Raw genomic sequence first — 21,205 nt, 5'->3', positions numbered from 1 at the left:
TCACTTCTTGGTCTTTGCTTCGCTCCAGAGTGCCTCCATTTCGTCCAGTGTAGCATCTTCAAGGGATTGTTGGCGTTCTGTCAGCTTGCGCTCAATATAATGAAAGCGTGTGCGGAATTTCTCGTTGGTTCCGCGCAATGCGCTTTCCGGTTCCAGTTTCAAATGTCGACCAAGATTGACCATAGCGAACAGCAAGTCGCCATATTCCTCTTCGGTCTTTTGCTGGTCGCCAATGCTTATTTCATGTCTCAACTCGGCGATTTCTTCTTCAATCTTGTCAAGAATGGGAAGGGCTTCCGACCAGTCGAAGCCCACTTTGGCGGCTTTTTGCTGTAGTTTCAGGGCCCGCATCAGCGATGGAAAGCCCTGAGGAATATCGTCAAGAAATCCACTCGGCTCGGCAGTTTCAAGCTGCAATGCCGCCCGTCGCTCGCGCCGTTCTGCCTTCTCTTCAGCCTTGATCTTGTCCCACATGCCCTTGGCCATGCCTGCGCCACGGGCATTTTCGTCGCCAAAAACATGCGGATGGCGCCGTATCATCTTGTGCGTGATGGCTTGCACCACATCGCCAAAATCAAAAGCCTTCATTTCCTCCGCCATTCGAGCGTGAAATACGACCTGAAGCAACAGGTCGCCCAGCTCCTCGCGCAAATCATCAATGTCATTGCGTTCGATGGCATCAATGACTTCAAACGCTTCTTCAAGCGTATACGGGGCGATTGACTTGAAATCCTGCTCGATATCCCATGGACAGCCGGTAACAGGCGTGCGCAAGGCGGCCATGATGTCGAGGAGACGTGTAATTTCGCGCGATGGTTTCATTGCACGACCATAAGCGAGGTCACTCCTTACAGCCATCTCACATGCAAAGGCCGGGTCAATTGTCCACAACAAGCGGATCAGGCTCTACGCCCGATTTTCGACAATAGAATGACTGGCAATATGCCTATGACAACAATAGCAAGCGCCGCGATGGATGCTTCTTCATAAGTGCCACGTGCAGCTTCACCGTAAAGGTGCGTTGCAAAGGTTTCAAAGTTAAGCGGTCGTAGCAGCAATGTAGCTGGCAGTTCTTTTACGCAATCCACAAAAACGAGAAGGGCGGCCGCAGTCAAAGCCGCTTTTGACAAAGGCAAATGGACATGTCGGAACGTACCGCTGGCGCTTTGACCGAGCGTGCGCGAAGCGTGGTCGAATGAAAGCGGTATCCGCGTCAGCCCGGCGTCCATGCCGCCCGCCGATATGGCGAGGAAACGGGTAGCGTAGGCATAAATCAACGCTGCGCCTGATCCCATAAAAAGCAGACCGGTCGAAACGCCGAACCAGGCTATGGCATTTCTGTTTATGAACTGGTCCAGCCCCGCCAGCAGAATAAGGACACCAATGGCAATAACAGTGCCGGGTGCGGCATAACCGATAGTCGCCAGCCTGAAAAACCAGGCGGAAGCTGGTCCTGGCCGCAGACGGGCAACATAGGCAAGCAAGACGCCAAGCCCCACGGTGACTATTGTCGCTGTAAAAGCAAAAACGACAGTGTTGGCTGCCTCAATAAGAAATCGGGGCGAAAGCCCGGCAAATTGGAAACGGCGCCAAGCTTCGGTCGCAAGATATATGGCCGGGAAAACAAATCCTATGAGAACTGGAATGGACCCGATGCAGAAAAATATCAGTCCTTGCCGCGAGGTTACTTTCAGCGGCTCGGAAATGCGGCTTCTCTGTGCGCTGATGGAGTAGCGTTGTTCGCGTCTTGCCCAACGCTCCATTGCCACCAGTGCAACGACGATGAAAAGCAGCGAAAGCGCGATCTGCGAAGCGCCCGGCAAATCGGCGCGCGTTATCCATGTTGTATAGATCGAGACCGTAAGCGTGCGGATGCCCAGGAATTCAGAGGCACCGATATCATTTAACGCTTCCATGAGTGCCAGACTGACACCAACTGCTATGGCGGGACGGGCGAGGGGCAGGGCCACCCGCCAGAATATGTGACGTCGCGAAACGCCAAGCGTACGGGCGGCCTCGATCAAACTGGACGACTGCATCAGGAAAAGTGCCCGTGTTGGAATATATACGTAAGGGTACAGGACGAAACCAAGCAGGATGATGCAGCCCGTCATGTTGCGTATATCCGGAACGCGGAACTCACGCGGGCTGGAATAGCCGAAGAGCCAGCGTATCGCACCTTGCACAACGCCTATCGGGTGAAGAATATCCAGATAGGCGTAGGCGATAATATATGTTGGTACTGCCAGAGGCAGGATGAGCGCCCATTCGAGGATGCGCCTGCCCGGAAAATCATAGGCAGTGACAAGCCAGGCGGCTCCTGTGCCCAAGATTGCGACGAGCAATCCCACGCCGCAAAGCAAAATAAGCGTATCGGCGAGTGCTGTGGGTAGGGTGGTCACAAGCAGATGAGACCATAATCCGGCTGAGCCTTGAATAGCCTGTAGCGCCAGTGCAAAAACAGGCAGGAGAACCAGAACAGCTATAATTGCTGCCGAGACGATCCATCCCGATCCGCTACGGCTGTGCCGCCGGTTTGTTGTTAACGGGGTGGTCAAACGCGCATCCATTCAAGGTAAGGACGAGCGCCCGTGAAGCCGGGCGCTCGTCCTTTTTGATTAGTTGTCGAAACCGACTTTGTCTACGAGTTCGCTTGCTTCTTTGCGATGGCTAACAACTTCGGTCAACGGGGTTGAGTCGATCTTGAGCTCGCCAAAAGAGGCAATGATCGGATCTGCTTTGGCACCGGCCTTTACAGGATATTCGAAATTGGCTTCGGCATAGATTTTCTGTGCTTCATCAGAAACCAGATATTCGAGCAGCTTGACAGCCTCGGCCTTGTTTGGAGCATGTTTTGCAACTGCTGCGCCGCTAATATTGACCTGCGTTCCTCCATTTTTGAAGGTTGGAAGTACGACCTTGATTGCTTCGCCCCATTTGACCTGGTCTTCGCCGCCCTTTCCAGAGCGCATCAAACCAACATAGTAAGAGTTTGCAATTGCGATATCGCAGATCCCGCCAAGAATGTCCTTGGCGCCGTCGCGATCACCGCCGCCAGCTTTGCGGGCGAGGTTGCCTTTTACGGCTGCAAGCCACTTTTCGGTCTCGGCTGCATCATAATGGGCCAGATAGCTGGCAAAAAGCGCTGTGTTGTAAGGATGCTGGCCGGAACGAATGCAAATCTTGCCCTTCCATTTCGGGTCTGCAAGGTCTTCATAATTGAAGCTGGCTAGATCGAGGTCCTTGGCCGCATAAAGAACGCGGGCACGCATGGACAGGGCAAACCAGTTACCCTTTGGATCGCGCAAAGTTTCCGGAATGGATTCTGTCAAAACTGCGGATTCGACCGGCTGTGTGACACCTTTATCAACCAGATCGACGAGGTTGCCTGCGTCAACTGCCATCAAAATGTCTGCAGGAGAGCTTTCGCCTTCGCTGGCAACGCGTTCAGCAAGTCCGTCTTTCATAAATACGGTATTGACCGTGATTCCTGTCGAAGCCTTGAACGAGTCCAGCAAGGGTTGAATCAGGCCTGGTTCCCGGGTGGTATAAATATTGAGTTCGGCAGCGGATGCTGCGCCCGCACCAATGGCAAGAACGCCGGCCAGTACAATTGATTTTGCCGTATTGGATGGATGCATTGTAACTCCCTTGGAAAATGAAAAAACACAGTCATGGCAAAACCATACTTGATTGATCTTATCAAGTTTTTAGGATGTAGCTGGTTCCATATCACGAAATGTTGATTGGGTTTGTCTTTGGCTAGAGGGCTGGGAAAACCAACAAACCTTCTGCTTTTACCGTAAGGCCTATATGGTCTGCCGTGCCGGGAAGCCGGTCGAATGTCTTCACATGCAATGGCTCAGTCAGCCCTTCAACATTGACCATGATCTGTTCGGTATCGCCCAGGAATATCCGTTTGGCTATTTTCCCTCTCAGTTGGCTCTGGTCAGTGCTGACCGAAATCGCCTGAGGGCGCAAATAGGCGGTGACTGCTGTCCCGTCATTTACCGAGGCTGTACAAGCATAGGTGCCTATCGCCGTTTCAATATGCCCGTTGCGATAGATGCCCGGGACCTTGTTAAAATCTCCAAAGAAGTCTGCTGCATAGGGTGAATTTGGCGCGTCGTGCAGTTCATACCCTGTCCCTGATTGAACGATACGTCCTTGCCGCATAAGGATAATGCGATCTCCGGTTGAGAGCGCCTCTTCAGGATCATGCGTTACCATGATGACCGTTGTGCCCAACTCCCGCAGCAACCCGAATGTATCGTTTCGAACTTTCTGCCGTAATCCCGAATCCAGACTGGAGAATGGCTCGTCCATGAGCAGGATATCAGGGCTGGGGGCGAGCGCGCGCGCCAATGCCACGCGTTGCTGTTCGCCGCCGGAAAGCATGTGCGGGTAGCGCGTGATAAGCGATGCGATTCCTACATGCTCGATGACTTCTTGGGCGCGCTTAAGCGCTTGCTGCTTGGGCAAAGCCTTCAAACCAAACAAAATATTCTGTTCGGCCGTCAAATGCGGGAAGAGGGCGTAATCCTGAAATACAAACCCGATCTTGCGCATTTCAGGCTCAACGAAACACTGCGGCCCGGCGATTTCCTCACCCTGCATTAACAGGACGCCACTGTCGGGGCTGTCGACGCCTGCAATAATTCTTAGAAGCGAGGACTTGCCGCAACCAGAATGACCTGCAAGGCAGATGATTTCACTCGCCTGGATCGACAGCGATATGTCTTTAAGCGCATCAACTGCCCCAAAGCGTCTGCTGACCGTGTCTAGGTGAAGAATCGCCGCTTGGTGCTCAGGTTTTTGCATGTTCATTTCGTTTGTCTCGGTCTGCTGTCTTTGCATGCTGCCTTGATCTGTTAAATTGCGATGAAATGCAAATGATGTGCGGCTTTTCAAGGTAGGGCGCGGACAGGTTTTAGATGCGGCGGTTGACAATTCCGTGAAGCTATACAATCGTTGATACTGCGCATCCCGGTCCTACGGGCCGATAAATCATGCTGTCCGCCTGTGACAGCGATCAAACTGCGCCTCACCAAAATCCCAAAATTTCATTACCGAAAAGACGGAGGGTTTTCCCATGACTGATGCTCAATGCGTATGCGGTGGACTTAGACTGACAATGCGAAAGCCAACAAAGTTGGTTGCCGTGTGTCATTGTTTCGCTTGCCAGAGGCGAACAGGCACATCATTCAGCGTCAATGCGTTCTATGCGGCTGATAGTGTCGAGATTTCGGGAGCTGCAACGGAGTACAGCCGTGTTGCCGAAAGCGGGCGCAAGGTTCGCATGTATTTTTGCCCGAGCTGTGGTTCAACGGTCTATTGGAAACCCGATGCGGATCCAACAATTGTTGGTGTAGCAGTCGGTACTTTGGCTGACCCAAATTTCCCGGCGCCGACGATGTCAGTTTTCGAGCAATCAAAACATCATTGGGTGAGTTTTGCCGAAGGAACCGACTGTTTCCAGGCAAGTCCGGTGTAGGATTGCAATTGGCACGTCGACGCCAAAAACAACCGGGCGACCGTGCGGCGTTCGTCCACACTCAACTGTATAAGAGCGAGATTGCTCATCCGCAATTTCCTGGATGTCGTATGATCCGGGGAGTGTGACATTTCAACTTTACAGAAACAAAGCACGCAGCTTTGCGTTTACACTTAAGTCGCATAAGATAGATTATGGAACTAGTGGGGTGACCAAAACCCAGCTATGACGCGGTTTTGCTTGATCAAAAACCTTGATTAATGCATCGAGATTTAAATTGTAATGTCAGCAATATGCGCTTTGGCGGCTGTTGCCAGCCTGTGTGGTTCACATGGAAAAACAAAGTTCGTTCCACCTGCTGCTGCCCATACAATATCAAACTGCATTAGGCTTTCATCTGCATATGTCTGGATTTCGATCAGATGGCCCAATGGCGATACTCCACCAATAGCAAAGCCCGTTTCCTTGCGCACATATTTCGGGTCTGCCCGATGCAATGGCTCGCCTGTCAGTTTGGCGGCCTTGTCGAGGTCAAGCTTGCGCGGCCCGGATACAAGGAAGAGATAAAGACTATTGCTGTCTGCACCCTGGAAAACCAAGGATTTGACGATTTGCGCTACCGTAACGCCGCATTGTACTGCCGCATCTTCAGCCGTATGCGTTGAATCAGCCATTTGGCGAATTTCGATGTCGAGACCGGCGGCTACGGCGGCCTGCCGGACACGTTCAACGCTCTTGCTCACAATTCGACCTCAAAAGACAGCCCGTCATAGGCCGGTTCGACATTATCTGGAGTTTCGCGCAGCACAGTTCCATAATCCAGGGGTATATGCATATGTGTGAGATATGCTCGACGAGGTTTCAACTTATCAATCCAATCCATTGATTCTTCGAGTGAAAAATGGCTTGGATGTGGACGATACTGCAAAGCGTCGATGATCAAAGTATCAAGGTTGAAAAGCTGAGCTGCAGTTGTGTCGGGAAACGCATTCACATCGGAACAATAAGCAACATCGGCGATCCTGAAAGCCAGGGAAAGAATGTCGCCATGTATCTGAGGCAAAGGTAAAAACCTGATTGGTCCGCCCGGCCCGTCAATTTCGAAGGCTTCGTGATGGATAATCTCATGCGGTCGCAAGATCGGCGGATAGCTTGAGCCTTCCGGTGTTTTGAAACAGTAAGAAAATCCCTCCATCAAGCGTCTTTGCGTCGCTGCGTCGGCATAGATATTCACAAGATCGCGTCTGTCGATGACAAAGGTGCGCAAGTCATCGAGCCCATGAATATGGTCGGCATGGGCGTGAGTATAGACAACGGCGTCCAGCTTGCCGTGACCAAAATCGATCATCTGCGAGCGGAAATCCGGCCCCGTATCAATAATGACTGTTGTGGTGCCATGATCGCCAATACGCTCGACAAGCATCGATGCGCGCCGGCGTTTGTTTTTTGGCTCGTTCGGATCGCAATTGCCCCAGTCACCATTAAGCCGCGGCACGCCGGGCGACGAACCGCATCCAAGGATAGTGAAGCGCAAGCGATCAGGCATGGGCTGGCCTTGGCATCTTTGTAAACAGGCGAAACACATTGTCAGACGTTATATTGGCGATTTCAGCCTCGCTTACGCCAATCGTTTCGGCCAGAACAGCAGCCGTATGGCGAACGAAGCTCGGCTCGTTGCGTTTTCCGCGGTGCGGCATGGGTGCAAGATATGGAGCATCGGTTTCCACCAAAAGCCGGTCGCGCGGAACATTTCGTGCAATCTCCCGAATTTCGGGCGAGTTTTTGAAAGTCAGAATACCGGAAAATGAGATATAGCCACCAAGCTCTACGCCTACTTGTGCAAGTTCGGCACCCGACGAAAAGCAATGTAGAATGAAGGGGAAGGCGCCCTTCCCTGTTTCTTCACGCAAGATCGAGATCATGTCTTCGTCGGCGCTGCGCGCGTGAATGACCAATGGCAGCTGCGTTATTCTGGATGCCGCGATATGTGTGCGGAAACCCTGATCCTGTGCTGCGGGCGGCGCATAATCATAGTGATAATCAAGTCCTGCCTCGCCAATGGCCACGACCTTTGGATGTTTTGACAACTCGACAAGCTCTTCAACCGCCACATCCAGCTCTTCGTGGGCATTATTGGGATGCGTGCCAACGGAAGCGTAAACGCCCTCATAGGCCTCCGCGATCGCAATGATGCTATCAAAACGACGAACACGCGTACAAATCGTTACAAGGCGCTTGATGTCATTATCAAGCGCCCGCTGAACGATGGCATCGCGTTCCTCGGCGAAATCTGCAAAATCCAGATGGCAGTGACTATCAACAAGCATCAGTCTATTCCGCTTTGTCTGCTTCGACGTAGCGAGGGAAAATAGGCTGCGGTGCAGGCAAATCGCCACCCGGAACAAGTTGGCTTTCCACGAGGTCAGTAAAGTTGCGCTCGTCGGCCGGTACCGCCAGAATATCGAGCAATTTCTCAGCCGAACCCGGAATGAATGGCTGGCAAAGAATACCGATACGCCGGATCACTTCTGCTGTTACATAAAGAACAGTTTCCATGCGGGCCGGATCGGTTTTCTTCAGCGCCCAAGGCTCCTGCCCTGCAAAATAGCGGTTTGCTTCGGCCACGACGCCAAAGATTGCCGCCAAGGCCTGATGCAGTGCCTGAACGCCAACAGCTTTGCGCGCCGTATCCAATGCCGCGATTGCCTGATCGAGAATTGCCTTGTCGGCTTCAGTCAATTCGCCAGGTTTTGGCACTTTGGCCTCGCAATTCTTGGCGATCATCGACAGCGAACGCTGCGCCAGATTGCCAAGATCATTGGCAAGATCGGCATTTGTACGATTGACGATCGCTTCATGGCTGTAATTGCCATCTTGACCGAACGGTATTTCCCTCAGCAGGAAATAACGCAACTGATCAAGCCCGTAATGTTCCACGAGCGCAGTTGGATCAATCACGTTGCCAACCGATTTCGACATTTTCTCGCCGCGGTTAAAGACAAACCCATGCCCGAAAACCCGCTTAGGCAATTCGATCCCGGCAGACCAGAGAAATGCTGGCCAGTAAACCGAGTGAAAGCGGATAATGTCCTTGCCGATAATATGCACATCAGCGGGCCAATAATGCCAAAGATCTGCATTTTCGTCCGGGTAACCTGTTGCCGTGATGTAATTGGTCAGGGCATCCACCCATACATACATCACATGCTTTTCGTCGCCGGGAACAGGGACGCCCCAATCAAACGTGGTTCGTGAAATTGAAAGGTCTTTCAGTCCGGATTTGACAAAGGACACAACTTCATTACGTCGCTCGTCGGGTCCGATAAAGCTTGGATTCTCGCTGTATAGTGCAAGCAGGCGGTCCTGATAGGCTGACAGACGGAAGAAATAACTCTCCTCTTCAAGCCATTCCACAGGCGTGCCCTGCGGGCCGTAGCGCACATTGTCCGCACGCAGCTCCGTCTCTTCTTCCTGATAATAGGCTTCGTCGCGCACGGAGTACCAGCCGGCATAACCGCCCTTATAAATGTCGCCCGCATCGGCCATTTTCTGCCAGATCGCTTGCGAAGATTTATAGTGGCGCTCTTCCGTCGTGCGAATGTAGTCATCAAACGAAGCATTCAAAAGATGCCCCATGTCACGGAAAAGTTTAGCATTTCTATCAGCGAGTTCACGCGGGCTGATGCCTTCTTTGCGCGCCGTCTGCAGCATCTTGATACCGTGCTCGTCCGTTCCACTCAGGAACATGACATCCTTACCGTCATGGCGGTTGAAGCGTGCAATAGCGTCGGTAGCAATCACCTCATAGGCGTGACCGATATGCGGGCTTCCGTTTGGATAAGCGATGGCAGTCGTGATGTAGAATTTTTCGCGGCTCATGGGTACCTGACTTTGTCTCTTCTTTCCGCATCTTGGGAAAAGTTGACATAACGCAAGTCAGACGTGATTGCCATAGTGGGCGGGTTCGCTGTGCGGCTCTAATTGAATGCCCGCTGGCTACGCTCAAGAAAAATCAAAACGGTTTGTTTGCGATCAAGATTGAAGGCCGCAGCGTCCCTCGCCTCATTCTGGATTTCCCGCCATAGCAATGACCAGCGATTGGCTTCGTCGGCACTGCCCCGCTCGGCGGCAAGTCGTGCCTTGACGGCGATCCGCGCCAGCAAATCATCGAGGAACAAGTCGTATTGAATCTCCGCGTCACGGCCCGAGAGGGCTGTTGCCAGGGCGTGAGCCTTTGGCACGTCAAAAACGCGTTTTGCCAGTATGCTGTCCACCGCCGCCGAGATTTCGAGGCCGCCAAAGGCGAGCAATAGCGCGGCCTTGCGCACGCTGCCATCCGCATGAGCCATCAATTGATCTGCATCGGGCAGTGTTTGGGTGTCGAGATTAATCGCCTGTAATGCCGCTGATAGATCCTCGTTCGCCAGTGGTTCGAAACGAATCGATTGGCAGCGCGAACGAATTGTCGGCAATAGCCGCCCTGAAGAATGCGATATCAAAATGAAAAGTGTTCGCTTGGGTGGTTCTTCAAGAGTTTTTAGTAAGGCATTGGCAGCATTACGATTCATGTCATCAGCTGGATCCACGATTACAATGCGCCATGCGCCATCATGCGATGTCCGGTTTAGAAAATGTCCTACGCGCCGAATTTCTTCAACCGGTATTCCGGTCTTGAATTTTCCGCCTTTTGCATCAAATGGCCGGCTTATATGCAGAATGGAAAGATGCGTTCCGGTCGCAATTTGCCTGTAGGGTGCGGTTGCGAAATCAGGTGTTGCAAGCGTCAATGGTGCGGTTTCAGGCTGGGGATATTTCAGCATATGTCCAGCGAGATGAAATGCCAGCGTCGCCTTGCCAACACCTGGAGGACCTTCAAGAAGCAAGGCGTGATGCATTTGACCGGACTGATAGGCTTGAGCCAAAAAGGCTCGTATCCCCACATGACCAAACAGTGCTGGATTTGCTGAAGGCGACGGAACGCCATCAATAGCGTCATGTGTGGCTGGTACATCCAGAACTGGCTCGCTCACTTCGCCGCCTCAACTGTTTGAGTGTCTTTGTGCTTGTTTGCAGCCCTCACCTGATCAACATAAGCGATGATCTCGGCCGATATTATATCGATAGGCCGATCCGCAGCGATAACTTTGCAGCGCTTCGGCTCTGCATTGGCGATAGCAAGATATGCCTCGCGCCGTTTTATATGCAATTCCACGGTCTCTTTTTCAAAGCGGTCCGCAATGTCAGCGCCGCGCCGCTTATTGGCCCGTTGAAGGCCAAGTTCCGCAGGTAGGTCGAGAATGATCGTCAGATCCGGAATCAGGCCGTTAATGGCTGTCCGTTCGATGGCACGCATAAGCTGAGGGTCCAGATTTCCCGTAACGCCCTGATAAACGCGGCTTGAATCAATATAACGATCGCATAACACCGTGCGCCCAGACTGCAATGCCGGACGGATAACCTGCTCCACGTGGTCATTTCTCGCAGCGGCAAACAAAATTGCTTCCATTGCGGGCCCCAGTGATTCTGCCGCACCGCTCAGAATAACGTGGCGGGCAGCTTCAGCTCCGGGCGTCCCGCCGGGCTCGCGCGTTACCAGCACGTCTTCGCCGTCAGAACGCAAATACTCGCTCAACCGGGCAATCTGGGTGGATTTGCCAGCGCCCTCGCCGCCTTCAAATGTAATGAACAATCCCTGCACGCCTCGATCTCTTCGTTACTGGCATGAACCACGTACTGCAAACATGCAATATGGCATGTCTACTGATATTGGGAGGCAATTGCCAAGAAGTTTAAAAGTTCAATCGACGCATCCAGCCAGTGGTCAGCTCGAATACCGCATTCAGCGAGCGTTCCGTGAGATCGCCGCTTTCTACCGCTTCCGCTGTATAGACCGGCGTTTCCTGCACGAGCGCATCGCCAATCCAGATACGTAATGTGCCAACTTTTTGATCCGCTTCGAGCGGTGCCACCAATGGTCCATTATAGACCACATGTGCCTTGAGGCGGTCGCGGTTAGCCACGGGAACAAGTATGCTGACTTTCTCATGCGCTTTTAGTGGAACGCCGGACTTTACACCGCCAAATACGCTGGCCTCGCCAACAGATTCGTTGGGTGCGAAAATGTCGACTTCTTCGAAGGCCTGATAAGCCCATTCAAAGATGCGCTTGGCCTCCTCGGCACGTTCTTTGTCTGTCGCAAGGCCGCTCAATGCAACGATGTAACGTCGGCCGCCCCGCTCTGCCGCACCGACAATGCCATAACCGGATTGCTCGGTGTAGCCGGTACCCATGCCGTCTGCGCCAATATCAAGCCGCAACAGCGGATTGCGGTTGCGCTGAAAAATGTTGTTCCAGGTAAAATTGTCCTGCGCATAGGTTTTGTAATATTCGGGGTATTCCTTTTTTATGTGTCGCGCCAACTTCACAAGATCGGTTAGCGATACCCGCTGCTTTGGGTCCGGCAGCCCGGTGGAATTGACGAATGTCGAAGCGGTAAGCCCTATTTCCTTGGCGCGCGCGTTCATTAATTCGGCAAATTTCGCCTCTGAGCCCGCAATTCCTTCCGCGAGAATGATGCAGCCATCATTAGCCGACTGCACGATGACGCCTTGTATCAGATCGCCGACCGCGAGCTGGGATTTAAGTTTGGCGAACATGGTCGAGCCACCGGATGGCGCGCCGCCCGTGCGCCAGGCATTCTCGCTGACAGTATATTGCGTCGACTGTGAAATCCTGCCCGCCTTCAACTCATGAAACACCACTTCCATCGTCATGAGCTTTGCCAGAGCCGCCGGCTCGATCAGCGTGTCGGGCGATTTGGCGAATAATATTGTTCCGGTCTGGTCTTCGACCATAAGAGCCTGCTTGGCTTTGGTGTCAAACAGCGCTTCCTCGGCATTGGCAACCAAGGGCGTGAGCAAAATACCAATACTCAAAGCACAGGTATGAATATGCTTTGTCAGATAAGAGAATGTCCTGCCGGGCTTAGCTTCTGTCATCGCGAACAACAAATGCGTCTGTTGCGCCAGCCTTCCAGGCTGCCTGTAACAATGCATCAGTTTGTTTTGCGGTGTCAGCCTTCGCGGCGAGCGCGATACGGCTACCTGCCGGGCTGGCGACTTCGGAAAGTTTTATTTTGCCAAGTGGCGCAAGTGTGTTCATCAAGCGCGTGGCTTCTTCCTTGTCGGCAAAAAGGCCAATATCAACATACTCGCCCTGGAATGCGCTTTGCGAGGCGCTCATTGATTTCCAAGTGCTTGTTACAGCTTCCGGCGTCAACAGCATTTCCGTCGCTGCGGCAGGCGCATGCGCCATTTCTATACGCTCGCTGGCATAGGAATTGACGAAGGGTGAGGATGTAGGCTTCTGGGCCTTATATGAGCCTACGAGTACCGCAGGTTTATCGGCAATAAATGGCCCGATCAGAGGCAGAACCGGATCAATATCCGTGTTGAACGACAGGCCCGTGTCATCGACCAGACTTGGCTGGGATTGCGGCATCGCCAATTGGTTGGCCTGCTCCCCTAAAGAAACTGGCTGTGTGCCAAGGCTCGCGACCTGAATACCGGCTGGTTCAGGACGCACCATACCAGGAACGGGCGTCTGCTTTCTCGCTGTTGGCGTGGTGCCATTCATTGCGATCATGACGCCGGATGCCGGTTGCCCCCAAGGATCGGATGCGCCTGGTCCTCGATAGGATGCCATGAGAAAACGATCATCATCGCCCTCAAGCGGTGCGCGGCCAACATATTCAACTTTTACATCTGCAGTGCCTGTATGCTGATAGTCCAGCATAGTGGCAGCACGCTGCGACAGATCGATTACCCGGTCGCTATGATAGGGTCCGCGATCATTGACGCGCACAATAACTGACGCGCCATTTCCAAGATTGGTGACGCGTGCATAGCTTGGCAGCGGCATAGTTGGGTGCGCTGCGGAAAGTTGTGCCGTGTCATAGACTTCGCCATTGGCGGTCAAGCGCCCGTGAAATGCCGAACCATACCATGAGGCCCTGCCCTTGCGCACATAGCCCGGCTCTTCCTTGGGGTAATACCACTTGCCTGCAACCTGATATGGACGTCCGACCTGATTGCGGCCACCGCCGCGTGTGATCTTTCCGCCGGTCCAAACGCGCGGGCTTGCCTTCACACCATACTTGGATTCAGCAAAATATTCCTTGCCGTGGGACTTCTTGGTGATCTTGGCCTTTGGCGAAGCGCAGGCTGTCATGAGAACACCCATGGCCACGACGCCCGCAATGCGGCTGAACTCGAAAACTCGGAAGGTTTTGGCTTTTGGCAATGCAAACCACCGGCCTGCACGGCCGTCCCCACAATTTTACATCAAGGCATAAATACCAGATTGAAACATCTGCGCAAAGCCGAGACACATAACCAGATTTGTACGACGTCCATCAATGTCATCCAGAGGTTGATACGTTGTTAACAAATGCTTTGCGGGATTGATAATATTACGCATGTTTATGGATGGATTTGCAAGCGTAAGGCAGGTGATCTTGAGCACGCGCCCCGACGTCTAGGCGATGGCCTCCAGACTGCCATCTCCATAAACAATTGTTAATGCTGTTTCCCAACTGAAAATGACGTCTGGTCGCATTCTCCCAATGACGACAACCCTTTTCCAAGCGTTGCAGTATATTTCTGAGAATCTGAGTGCCCTAGGTCAGTCTCTTCCGCCCCGTAATCATCGCTGCGACGAGATTTTCCTTGTGACGAACACTGGCGAGAAGGACGCCGGCCAAATGAAGCGCCACAAGAAAAATGACACCGTTGGCAAGAAACTGGTGCACATCTTCAAGTAACTCTTCGCCAAAGAAACGATCTGTTGTTAACAGCCAGCCGGTCAGCCCTGTCATGCTTATGGTGAGCAATAGCGCCAGGATCATTGCGCCACCGGCAGGATTATGCCCGATATGACGCTCTTCTTTTCCCCGCCAGATTTGCTTGAGATACCCAACTGTCTCGGCAGGTCCTTTCACAAAGTTTGTAAATTTGACAAAGCCACCATCCAAAAAACCGGCAAAAATACGGATGGTAACGATGGTAACGGCGCCATAGCCCAGATATTCATGAACCCAGCGGATATTCTCGGACATTATCCAGGCGCCCAATACACAGGATGCGAGTGTCCAGTGCATGGCCCGGATATATCCGGGCCATGTCTTGATGGATTGTCGCTCTTGCGACGCTATTTCTGATAACTCACTTGTCATCGCCCATGGCCTTGAAGCTTGCTGGATCAAAGAACCTTTCCAGCTTCTCACCACTCGCTTTGGTCGCATAGGCTTCATAGCAACCATTCTCTATCTTGATCTTTTTGACTTTCCATCCCTCACCCTCAAGCTGTTTCTGCAGCGCCTCTTTTGGCCGCCACTTCTCTTTAGGGGTATCGCATTTTGGGGCAGCCATTGCGGTGCTGGCAACGAGAGAAAGTGTCAAAGCGGCAAAAATGGATTTCATGGTCTTGTCCTTCTTCAGGTTGTGACGTGACCTGTCTGAAGGCAATTGCTGACACGACACTGAATGGTGAGCGCTGGTCCCTTCATAATTGAACGTTCTGATTTTCGCCGATTTTTTTGGAATCAGAAAATTCGTCAATAGTGAATTAATTACTGGAACCAATCGTGCGGTGATGGATTTTACCTATATCAGGACGGCATCGAACATGTTTCGGAAAGCATCCTGATAGAGGCTCAGTATCGTCCATGAATAAAATCATGCGGCAATCTGGGCCTCACTTTTGTGTGGTTTCAGTCCCATCTCGAGAGCCTGACATTGTTTCCCATTTGCGGCTCGTCTGGCCTTTATTCACATCTAATATCGCCAACGCAAATAGTCGCTGTAGAACAGGTTGACGCGGCAATCCGAAAGGCTATAAAGGCCCCCGAACAACATTCGGCAGAAAAGCAATCGCAATTGCTTTATCTCCGAAATGATCCTGAACCAGGTCATCAAGTGTTTTCAACAGGTTGGAGGGGTGGCCGAGCGGTTTAAGGCACCGGTCTTGAAAACCGGCGTAGGTGAGAGCCTACCGTGGGTTCGAATCCCACCCCCTCCGCCATTTTATTGCAGTAAATGATAAAAAGGCAGGTTAGCGGACAAAGGCAGAGTTTACTTTCGTTCGGCTTTTTCTAATCGTTCCAATCCGGCTGCTACCTCGCGCGCGAAACATGCGCTGCCAAGTCGAGGCAACGGCAGGCATATCCCCATTCATTGTCATACCAGGCAACGACCTTGGTCAGTCCGCTTTCAATCTGCATGCCGGCGAGCGCGTCGATGATTGAAGAATGCGGATTACCGCGCATATCGGTAGAGACGACAGGCTCATCGCAATAAGCGAGAATGCCATGCATCGCGCTTGCCGTCTGCTCGCGGAGCATCGCGCAAATGTCCTTATAAGACACGCTTTCCCTAAGCCGGCATGTAAGATCAATCATCGAGACGTCCGACACCGGCACGCGCACCGCCATGCCGTTGATCCGTCCATTCAGCTCGGGGATAACTTTGCCCACCATGCGCGCCGCACCGGTGGTCGCCGGGATGATGTTTTCAAGGATGCCACGCCCGAAACGCCAATCCTTGCGCGCCACGCCATCGACCGTGTTCTGGCTCGACGTTGTCGCGTGAACCGTAAGCATCAGCGCTTCCTCAAGGCCGAAAGCGTCATTCAGTGCTTTGGCGAGCGGCGCTACACAATTCGTCGTGCATGACGCATTCGAAACAACGTTTTCACCGGCGTAGTTGACCGCATTGACACCCATCACAAAGACAGGTGTGTCGTCCTCTGGCGGTGCGGAGAGCAATACTTTACCTGCACCGGAAGCAAGGTGTCCTTCCACGGCCTTTTTTGTCAGGAACAGACCGGTGGACTCAATGACGAGATCGACGCCGACGTCGCCCCAACGGATCGCGCCCGGTTCCCGTTCGCCGAAAGCCCTGACCTTGCTACCATTGATATCGAGGGCGTTATCCGAAGCGGCTAGACTGGCCCCGAAGCCGCCATGCACGCTGTCATATTTGAGGAGATAAGCCAGATGATCGATTGGCAGCAGATCGTTGATTGCCACGACCTCGACGTCGTCGCGCGCCATGGCAGCCCTTAGAACTGTCCGGCCAATACGTCCGAACCCGTTAATGCCGATGCGGATTTTATCAGTCATGGATTGTCCTTTTCCGGGGCGGTTCGCCGCTTGCGTATGCGGCCTGAGCGCTGCAGGGCGGAATGCAAGCGCCTATTCGCCCGACTTCTTCCAGAGGGGTGTTTTTTCTGAGTCACTTATTTTATACTAGTTCGCATAAAAATATGGCGCAACGAATTTATTGCGATACGGTACAAAAATGAATGAGAAATCCACCCGTGGGCGTCCACGCAAATACGACACCAGGGCAGCGCTCGACGCTGCGCTCCTGGAATTTAGGCGCCATGGCTACACCGCCACGTCGCTGGATCATCTGTCGGAGGCCACGAAAATGGCGCGGCCGAGCCTTTATGCCGCCTTCGGTCACAAGCGCAGCATCTATCTGCGGGCAGTCGGACAGTATGTCGAGGACAAAGCCGTAGACTGGAACCGTGCCCTCTTCGACGAACCTTCGTTTGCAAAAGCGCTCGAAGCCTATTTCCTTATACTTGTTGCTATCTATTCGGAAGGTGATGATCGCCCGCTCGGTTGCCCCATGCTCAGCGTCATAGCCGCCGAAGCTACGGCCGATCCTGTGATGAGCGCGGAACTGTCTGCCGCTCTCGAACGCACCGACGCGCGGTTTCGCAATCGTATCGCGGTGGCACGCGACGACGTCCAGTTACCGCCTGAAACCGATGTAGATGCCCTCGCCGACCTGCTCGCCGCCTTGCAGCACAGTCTTGCATTGCGCGCCCGTGCCGGGACAGAACAGCCGGAACTTGAGCGCATCGCACGCAACAGTGTTGCGCTGATCCTCAGGTCCGCAGGCGCTATCCCGGTATCAGACTACGCTACAGTCGCCCCTAATCCTTGATCGGTTCGCCGAGGGTGTGCATCAGGCGGTTGGCCCAGCCGAAGATTGCGGATGAGAGAACGAGGTCAAGAACTTCGAGTTCGTTGAGCCCGACATCCGCCAGAGCCCGCACATCGGCCGCTGTTGCCTCGGGCGGTGTCGGCGATAAATGTGCTGAAAAATCAAAAATGGCTTGTAGATGCTCGTCAATCGTTGCGTTCAGCCCATCAGCGAAGATCGCGTCAATTACGTCGCTGCGTTTCGTCTGGGCGGTGAATCGCGAAGCGTGAACGGCGGCACAGTAGACGCAGCGGTTAACGATGGATGCCGCAACTGCGCCCAGTTCGCGCTCGCTCGATGCCAAGCCGTCTTTTCCATACATGATCAGGTTGAACAGGGGCGAGCGAACAGCAAGTGTCTCAGGATCGTGCGCCAAAGTAAGCACATAGGGCGAAATGCCCTTGTTCGACGGCGTTGTCTGCATCGCCGCATGCTGCTCTTCTGTCGCGGCCGCGAAATCCACCGGGACAACATAGGGCTGCCAGCGCGGAACCGTTGTAGTAAAAGTATGGACAACCTCGCTCATCGCATTTCTCCCATCAGTTTCAAGCCTGCAAGAACACGCACCTGATAATTGACAAAGGCCGCAAGCTCCGCGAGCCGAACGATATCGGCGTCGGTGACGCCGACCTGACGCAAAGCCTCGATATGAGCCTGCGTCGCATCTCGTGGCGCGACTGTCAGCCGGTCGGCATGGCGGACAATCTCCGCGACACGTGGTTCGGTAACGGTGGCTTCGGGATCAGCAAGCGGGGCCGTGGCCGGTTCGTCAGCGCGCGCAACCAGGGTGTCATAATGGTCTGCGAGCGCGGCATTGCGGTTCTGCCGCGCCATTCGAGCGGCAAGTGATGCCCTTAATCCAAGCGAAAGACCACCTGGATCACGCGGTAGGACAACGGCGTCGTGCGCTGCTTCACTGAGGCGCAATATTTCCGCGCGTTTCTCCATAGCGTCCGCCAGGGCGGTGCCCGGCCTGACGGAGGCAAGGGTTTCGATGAGTGTCAAAACTAGCTCCTCATATTGATGGCTGGTGTGCCATGTAATTAGGCACGACCTGTTATCATGTCAATTTATCATGATACATCGCTAATGATGCGGAATAATAATCCAATTTCGTGACTAAATTGAGCATCATTATACTGTACGTGCATTGAGATGGGTGCTTAATATAAAACATGCATTCTAGATTATTTGACATTCGGCAACTTGAAGCATTCGCAGCAGTCATGTCCGCTGGTAGCGTGACCGGGGCAGCGAGGCTCCTTGGCCGCTCGCAACCTGCCGTCAGCAGATTGATTCAAGATCTAGAAGCCGATCTAGGCTACGCACTGCTCCATCGCAGTGGACCGCGCATCACGCCGACGTCGCGAGGCTTGCAGTTTCATGCGGAAGTCGAACGCCACCTTGCCAGCCTGACGCATATCCGCGAGCGGGCAAACGCTATTGGTCTTGATGAGCCAATCTCGCTCACCATCGCCGCCACGCCCTCGCTTGCAGCTGGCGTTCTTCCGCGGGCACTTGCGGCTGTCTCGCCGGATCTCATTCCTCGCCATCTCCATATCCAGGCATTGGCTGCCGAAAATGTCGTGCAGGCCGTTCTCGCCCGCTCGGCGGACTTCGGCATTGCCAGTCTCCCTTTGGAACATCCGGGCCTGGATGTGCACTGGATTGCCGATGCGCCATGCGTCGTCGCTCTTGCCGTAGACGATCCTCTCGCAGGAAATGACGTGGTGCGTCTCGCCGATCTTGCCGAGCGCCGTATCATCACTTTGGCCAATCCGTTCCGATTGCGCCATCGCATTGACGAAGCTTTGGCGCGGGCGGGCGTCGCGCCGCAGCGGATTATCGACGTTAATTCCTCCATGACGGCACTCACGATGGTCCGCGTCGGACTTGGGGTGGCGCTCGTTGAACCAGCGACCGTTGTTGGCGTGCCGCTGGAGGGGATCGTGATGCGAACGCTCGACCAAACTATCCCCTTTCTGTTCGGCGCGATCTCGCCTGCCGCACATCCGCTGAGCCCGACCGTCGCGGCCATGATTGACGCTGCCCGTGCCGTCGCACTGGCCATGCCTGGCTGTCGCCTGCGCGAGTTGGGTGGCGACGGGGCATTGGCCGAAGCCATCTATGGAAATAGCATAGTGCCGGAAGGAACGCTGTCATGAGCGAGCCTTCCATTTTGCCAACCGGCCTCGACGCATTGGAGGCACGCCTGCGGCAGGATCTTGCCTGGCTGGAGCTGCCTGCCAAGTCCTGGGTTCCCCCGCGCATGGCAAATGGCAAAGCAGTTGTCGATGTCGTCATCATCGGCGGCGGCATGGCTGGCCTTGTCGCCTCCGGTATGCTCAAACGGCTCGGCGTTGCCAACCACATCGTTCTCGACAAGGCACCTGCTGGACAAGAGGGGCCGTGGATCACGTTTGCGCGCATGCGTACCTTGCGCTCACCCAAGCAATTGACCGGACCCGCCATGGGGCTGCCTGCCCTCACTTTCCGGGCATATTATGAGGCCCGCTATGGTATTGAGGCCTGGGCTGCTCTCGACCGGGCGCCGCGCGAAATCTGGATGGACTATCTGATCTGGTATCGCCGGGTGCTTGAACTGCCGGTCCGCAACAATATCTCGGTGGATGCAATTCTTCCGCGCGACGACGGCATGCTCGATCTGATTTGTGAGCAAGACGTCCGCACCGAAACGATAGTCGCCCGCCATGTGGTGCTCGCGACGGGTCGAGATGGTCTGGGCGGTCCATATGTGCCCCCTATCGCCGACGGCATTGAACGGAAATTCTGGGCTCATACCGCCGATGAGATTGATTTTGCGGCGCTGAAAAACAAGCGTGTCGGGGTTATAGGCGCTGGCGCATCGGCGATGGACAATGCTGCGACAGCGCTTGAAGCTGGGGCGGGACGCCTGGACATGTTTGTGCGCCGCAAGGAACTGCCACGGATCAACAAGTTCACCGGCATTGGCAGCCAAGGGGTTGTGCACGGATTTGTGGGCCTTCCGGATGAGTGGAAGTGGCGATTTCTGGACTATACGATGGGCCAGCAGACGCCACCGCCCCGCCCGAGTGTTCTGCGGGTCAGCGCGTTCGCGCAAGCTCATCTTCACCTGGGAAGCCCCGTCACCTCGTTGGAGAAGCACGGAGACCATATCGTGGTGGTGACTCCGAAAGGGCGTTATCCCCTCGACTTCCTGATTTTCGGGACAGGCTTCAGGATCGACGTGATCAATCGGTCGGAACTCGCTGCGGTCGCACCGTCTATCCGCTTGTGGCGCGACAGGTTCCCCGTCCCGGCAGATATGCAAAACAACGAGCTGCAAGCGTCGCCCGATCTTGGAGAAGCATTCGAATTCCTCGAAAAAGAACCCGGTGCATGCCCGGCCCTGTCAAAGATTCACTGCTTTAATTTCCCGGCGACCCTGAGCCACGGCAAGCTCACGGGTGACATTCCCGCAGTCAGCGAGGGCGCCGATCGTCTCGCGCGCGGCATCGTAAAAGCGCTCTTCGTCGAAGATCGCGAGCGTCACTTCGCTGATCTTCAGGCGTTCGACACACCCGAACTAAATGGAGACGAGTGGGTCGACAGCGAAACCTTGGCGGATGACTGCCCGACGAATTGTGCAACACCTTCCGAAAGGACATTGATCTGA

General features: G+C 54.0%; 21 protein-coding genes and 1 tRNA gene. 5 read left to right on the top strand and 17 right to left on the bottom strand.

Features of this window, described 5'->3' with window-relative positions; genetic code table 11:
* From mazG to ACTJI9_RS15445, 4 genes are all read right to left on the bottom strand, one after another.
* Positions 1–822: a nucleoside triphosphate pyrophosphohydrolase gene (gene mazG, locus ACTJI9_RS15460; protein ID WP_115053065.1), complete on the bottom strand. Its 822-nt coding sequence runs from the start codon at positions 820–822 to the stop codon at positions 1–3.
* A gap of 77 nt (positions 823–899) precedes the next feature.
* Positions 900–2,570 carry an ABC transporter permease gene (locus ACTJI9_RS15455; RefSeq protein ID WP_440809127.1) on the bottom strand — a complete coding sequence of 557 codons (1,671 nt, stop codon included), beginning with the start codon at positions 2,568–2,570 and terminating at the stop codon, positions 900–902.
* Between the two features lie 48 nt (positions 2,571–2,618).
* Positions 2,619–3,641, bottom strand: coding sequence for an extracellular solute-binding protein (locus ACTJI9_RS15450; protein ID WP_307285050.1), 1,023 nt, complete (start codon positions 3,639–3,641; stop codon positions 2,619–2,621).
* Between the two features lie 121 nt (positions 3,642–3,762).
* Positions 3,763–4,821, bottom strand: coding sequence for an ABC transporter ATP-binding protein (locus ACTJI9_RS15445; protein ID WP_440809123.1), 1,059 nt, complete (start codon positions 4,819–4,821; stop codon positions 3,763–3,765).
* A 271-nt stretch (positions 4,822–5,092) separates the two neighbouring features.
* Between ACTJI9_RS15445 and ACTJI9_RS15440 the strand changes: the two genes are divergently transcribed.
* On the top strand, positions 5,093–5,494 hold the full coding sequence (locus tag ACTJI9_RS15440; RefSeq protein WP_307285044.1) for a GFA family protein: 402 nt from the start codon (positions 5,093–5,095) through the stop codon (positions 5,492–5,494).
* Positions 5,495–5,766: 272 nt separating this feature from the next.
* On the opposite strand, the gene ACTJI9_RS15435 is transcribed toward ACTJI9_RS15440, so the two are convergent.
* The 10 genes from ACTJI9_RS15435 to ACTJI9_RS15390 all read right to left on the bottom strand — a co-directional run bounded on the left by ACTJI9_RS15435 (position 5,767) and on the right by ACTJI9_RS15390 (position 14,973).
* Entirely contained in the window at positions 5,767–6,237 is a 471-nt protein-coding gene (locus tag ACTJI9_RS15435) for a YbaK/EbsC family protein (protein ID WP_115053069.1), read from the bottom strand.
* On the bottom strand, positions 6,234–7,040 hold the full coding sequence (locus ACTJI9_RS15430; RefSeq protein WP_337354751.1) for an MBL fold metallo-hydrolase: 807 nt from the start codon (positions 7,038–7,040) through the stop codon (positions 6,234–6,236). The genes ACTJI9_RS15435 and ACTJI9_RS15430 overlap by 4 nt, the downstream gene beginning before the upstream one ends.
* Positions 7,033–7,821: a TatD family hydrolase gene (locus ACTJI9_RS15425; RefSeq protein WP_337354752.1), complete on the bottom strand. Its 789-nt coding sequence runs from the start codon at positions 7,819–7,821 to the stop codon at positions 7,033–7,035. The genes ACTJI9_RS15430 and ACTJI9_RS15425 overlap by 8 nt, the downstream gene beginning before the upstream one ends.
* A gap of 4 nt (positions 7,822–7,825) precedes the next feature.
* Complete coding sequence (gene metG, locus ACTJI9_RS15420; RefSeq protein WP_337354753.1) at positions 7,826–9,373, bottom strand: methionine--tRNA ligase; 1,548 nt, start codon at positions 9,371–9,373, stop codon at positions 7,826–7,828.
* A gap of 98 nt (positions 9,374–9,471) precedes the next feature.
* A complete protein-coding gene (locus ACTJI9_RS15415) occupies positions 9,472–10,524 on the bottom strand; it encodes a DNA polymerase III subunit delta' (protein WP_337354754.1) in 1,053 nt (350 codons plus the stop codon).
* Complete coding sequence (gene tmk / locus ACTJI9_RS15410) at positions 10,521–11,192, bottom strand: dTMP kinase (protein WP_307285024.1); 672 nt, start codon at positions 11,190–11,192, stop codon at positions 10,521–10,523. Before tmk ends, ACTJI9_RS15415 begins: the two co-directional genes overlap by 4 nt.
* Before the next feature lie 91 nt (positions 11,193–11,283).
* Positions 11,284–12,492, bottom strand: coding sequence for a D-alanyl-D-alanine carboxypeptidase family protein (locus ACTJI9_RS15405; protein WP_440809117.1), 1,209 nt, complete (start codon positions 12,490–12,492; stop codon positions 11,284–11,286).
* Positions 12,479–13,735 carry a septal ring lytic transglycosylase RlpA family protein gene (locus ACTJI9_RS15400; RefSeq protein ID WP_440809356.1) on the bottom strand — a complete coding sequence of 419 codons (1,257 nt, stop codon included), beginning with the start codon at positions 13,733–13,735 and terminating at the stop codon, positions 12,479–12,481. Before ACTJI9_RS15400 ends, ACTJI9_RS15405 begins: the two co-directional genes overlap by 14 nt.
* 436 nt (positions 13,736–14,171) lie before the next feature.
* Positions 14,172–14,726, bottom strand: a complete 555-nt coding sequence (locus ACTJI9_RS15395) for a cytochrome b/b6 domain-containing protein (protein ID WP_307285017.1) — start codon at positions 14,724–14,726, stop codon at positions 14,172–14,174.
* Positions 14,716–14,973, bottom strand: coding sequence for a PepSY domain-containing protein (locus ACTJI9_RS15390; RefSeq protein WP_440809114.1), 258 nt, complete (start codon positions 14,971–14,973; stop codon positions 14,716–14,718). The genes ACTJI9_RS15395 and ACTJI9_RS15390 overlap by 11 nt, the downstream gene beginning before the upstream one ends.
* A 511-nt stretch (positions 14,974–15,484) precedes the next feature.
* Between ACTJI9_RS15390 and ACTJI9_RS15385 the strand changes: the two genes are divergently transcribed.
* A tRNA-Ser gene (locus ACTJI9_RS15385) sits at positions 15,485–15,574 on the top strand.
* Positions 15,575–15,665: 91 nt separating this feature from the next.
* On the opposite strand, the gene gap is transcribed toward ACTJI9_RS15385, so the two are convergent.
* The gene (gene gap, locus ACTJI9_RS15380; RefSeq protein ID WP_440809111.1) at positions 15,666–16,673 is read right to left on the bottom strand and encodes a type I glyceraldehyde-3-phosphate dehydrogenase; all 1,008 of its coding nucleotides are present in this window, start codon (positions 16,671–16,673) and stop codon (positions 15,666–15,668) included.
* A 178-nt stretch (positions 16,674–16,851) separates the two neighbouring features.
* Between gap and ACTJI9_RS15375 the strand changes: the two genes are divergently transcribed.
* Positions 16,852–17,508 (top strand): TetR/AcrR family transcriptional regulator, encoded by a 657-nt coding sequence (locus tag ACTJI9_RS15375; RefSeq protein ID WP_440809109.1) that lies wholly within the window; start codon positions 16,852–16,854, stop codon positions 17,506–17,508.
* On the opposite strand, the gene ACTJI9_RS15370 is transcribed toward ACTJI9_RS15375, so the two are convergent.
* Together ACTJI9_RS15370 and ACTJI9_RS15365 are read right to left on the bottom strand one after the other, a co-directional pair.
* The gene (locus ACTJI9_RS15370) at positions 17,498–18,073 is read right to left on the bottom strand and encodes a peroxidase-related enzyme (protein ID WP_440809106.1); all 576 of its coding nucleotides are present in this window, start codon (positions 18,071–18,073) and stop codon (positions 17,498–17,500) included. The two genes, ACTJI9_RS15375 and ACTJI9_RS15370, sit on opposite strands and share 11 nt — an antisense overlap.
* A complete protein-coding gene (locus tag ACTJI9_RS15365; RefSeq protein ID WP_440809103.1) occupies positions 18,070–18,552 on the bottom strand; it encodes a CMD domain-containing protein in 483 nt (160 codons plus the stop codon). Before ACTJI9_RS15365 ends, ACTJI9_RS15370 begins: the two co-directional genes overlap by 4 nt.
* 170 nt (positions 18,553–18,722) lie before the next feature.
* Between ACTJI9_RS15365 and ACTJI9_RS15360 the strand changes: the two genes are divergently transcribed.
* Both ACTJI9_RS15360 and ACTJI9_RS15355 read left to right on the top strand, forming a co-directional pair.
* On the top strand, positions 18,723–19,712 hold the full coding sequence (locus ACTJI9_RS15360; protein ID WP_440809101.1) for a LysR family transcriptional regulator: 990 nt from the start codon (positions 18,723–18,725) through the stop codon (positions 19,710–19,712).
* The gene (locus ACTJI9_RS15355; protein ID WP_440809098.1) at positions 19,709–21,205 is read left to right on the top strand and encodes an NAD(P)-binding domain-containing protein; all 1,497 of its coding nucleotides are present in this window, start codon (positions 19,709–19,711) and stop codon (positions 21,203–21,205) included. Before ACTJI9_RS15360 ends, ACTJI9_RS15355 begins: the two co-directional genes overlap by 4 nt.

The organism is Phyllobacterium sp. 22552 (assembly GCF_052044585.1).
Taxonomy (GTDB): Bacteria; Pseudomonadota; Alphaproteobacteria; order Rhizobiales; family Rhizobiaceae; genus Phyllobacterium; species Phyllobacterium ifriqiyense.
Note: the sequence above shows the minus strand (reverse complement) of the source record. Positions and strands in the feature narration are given on the sequence as shown.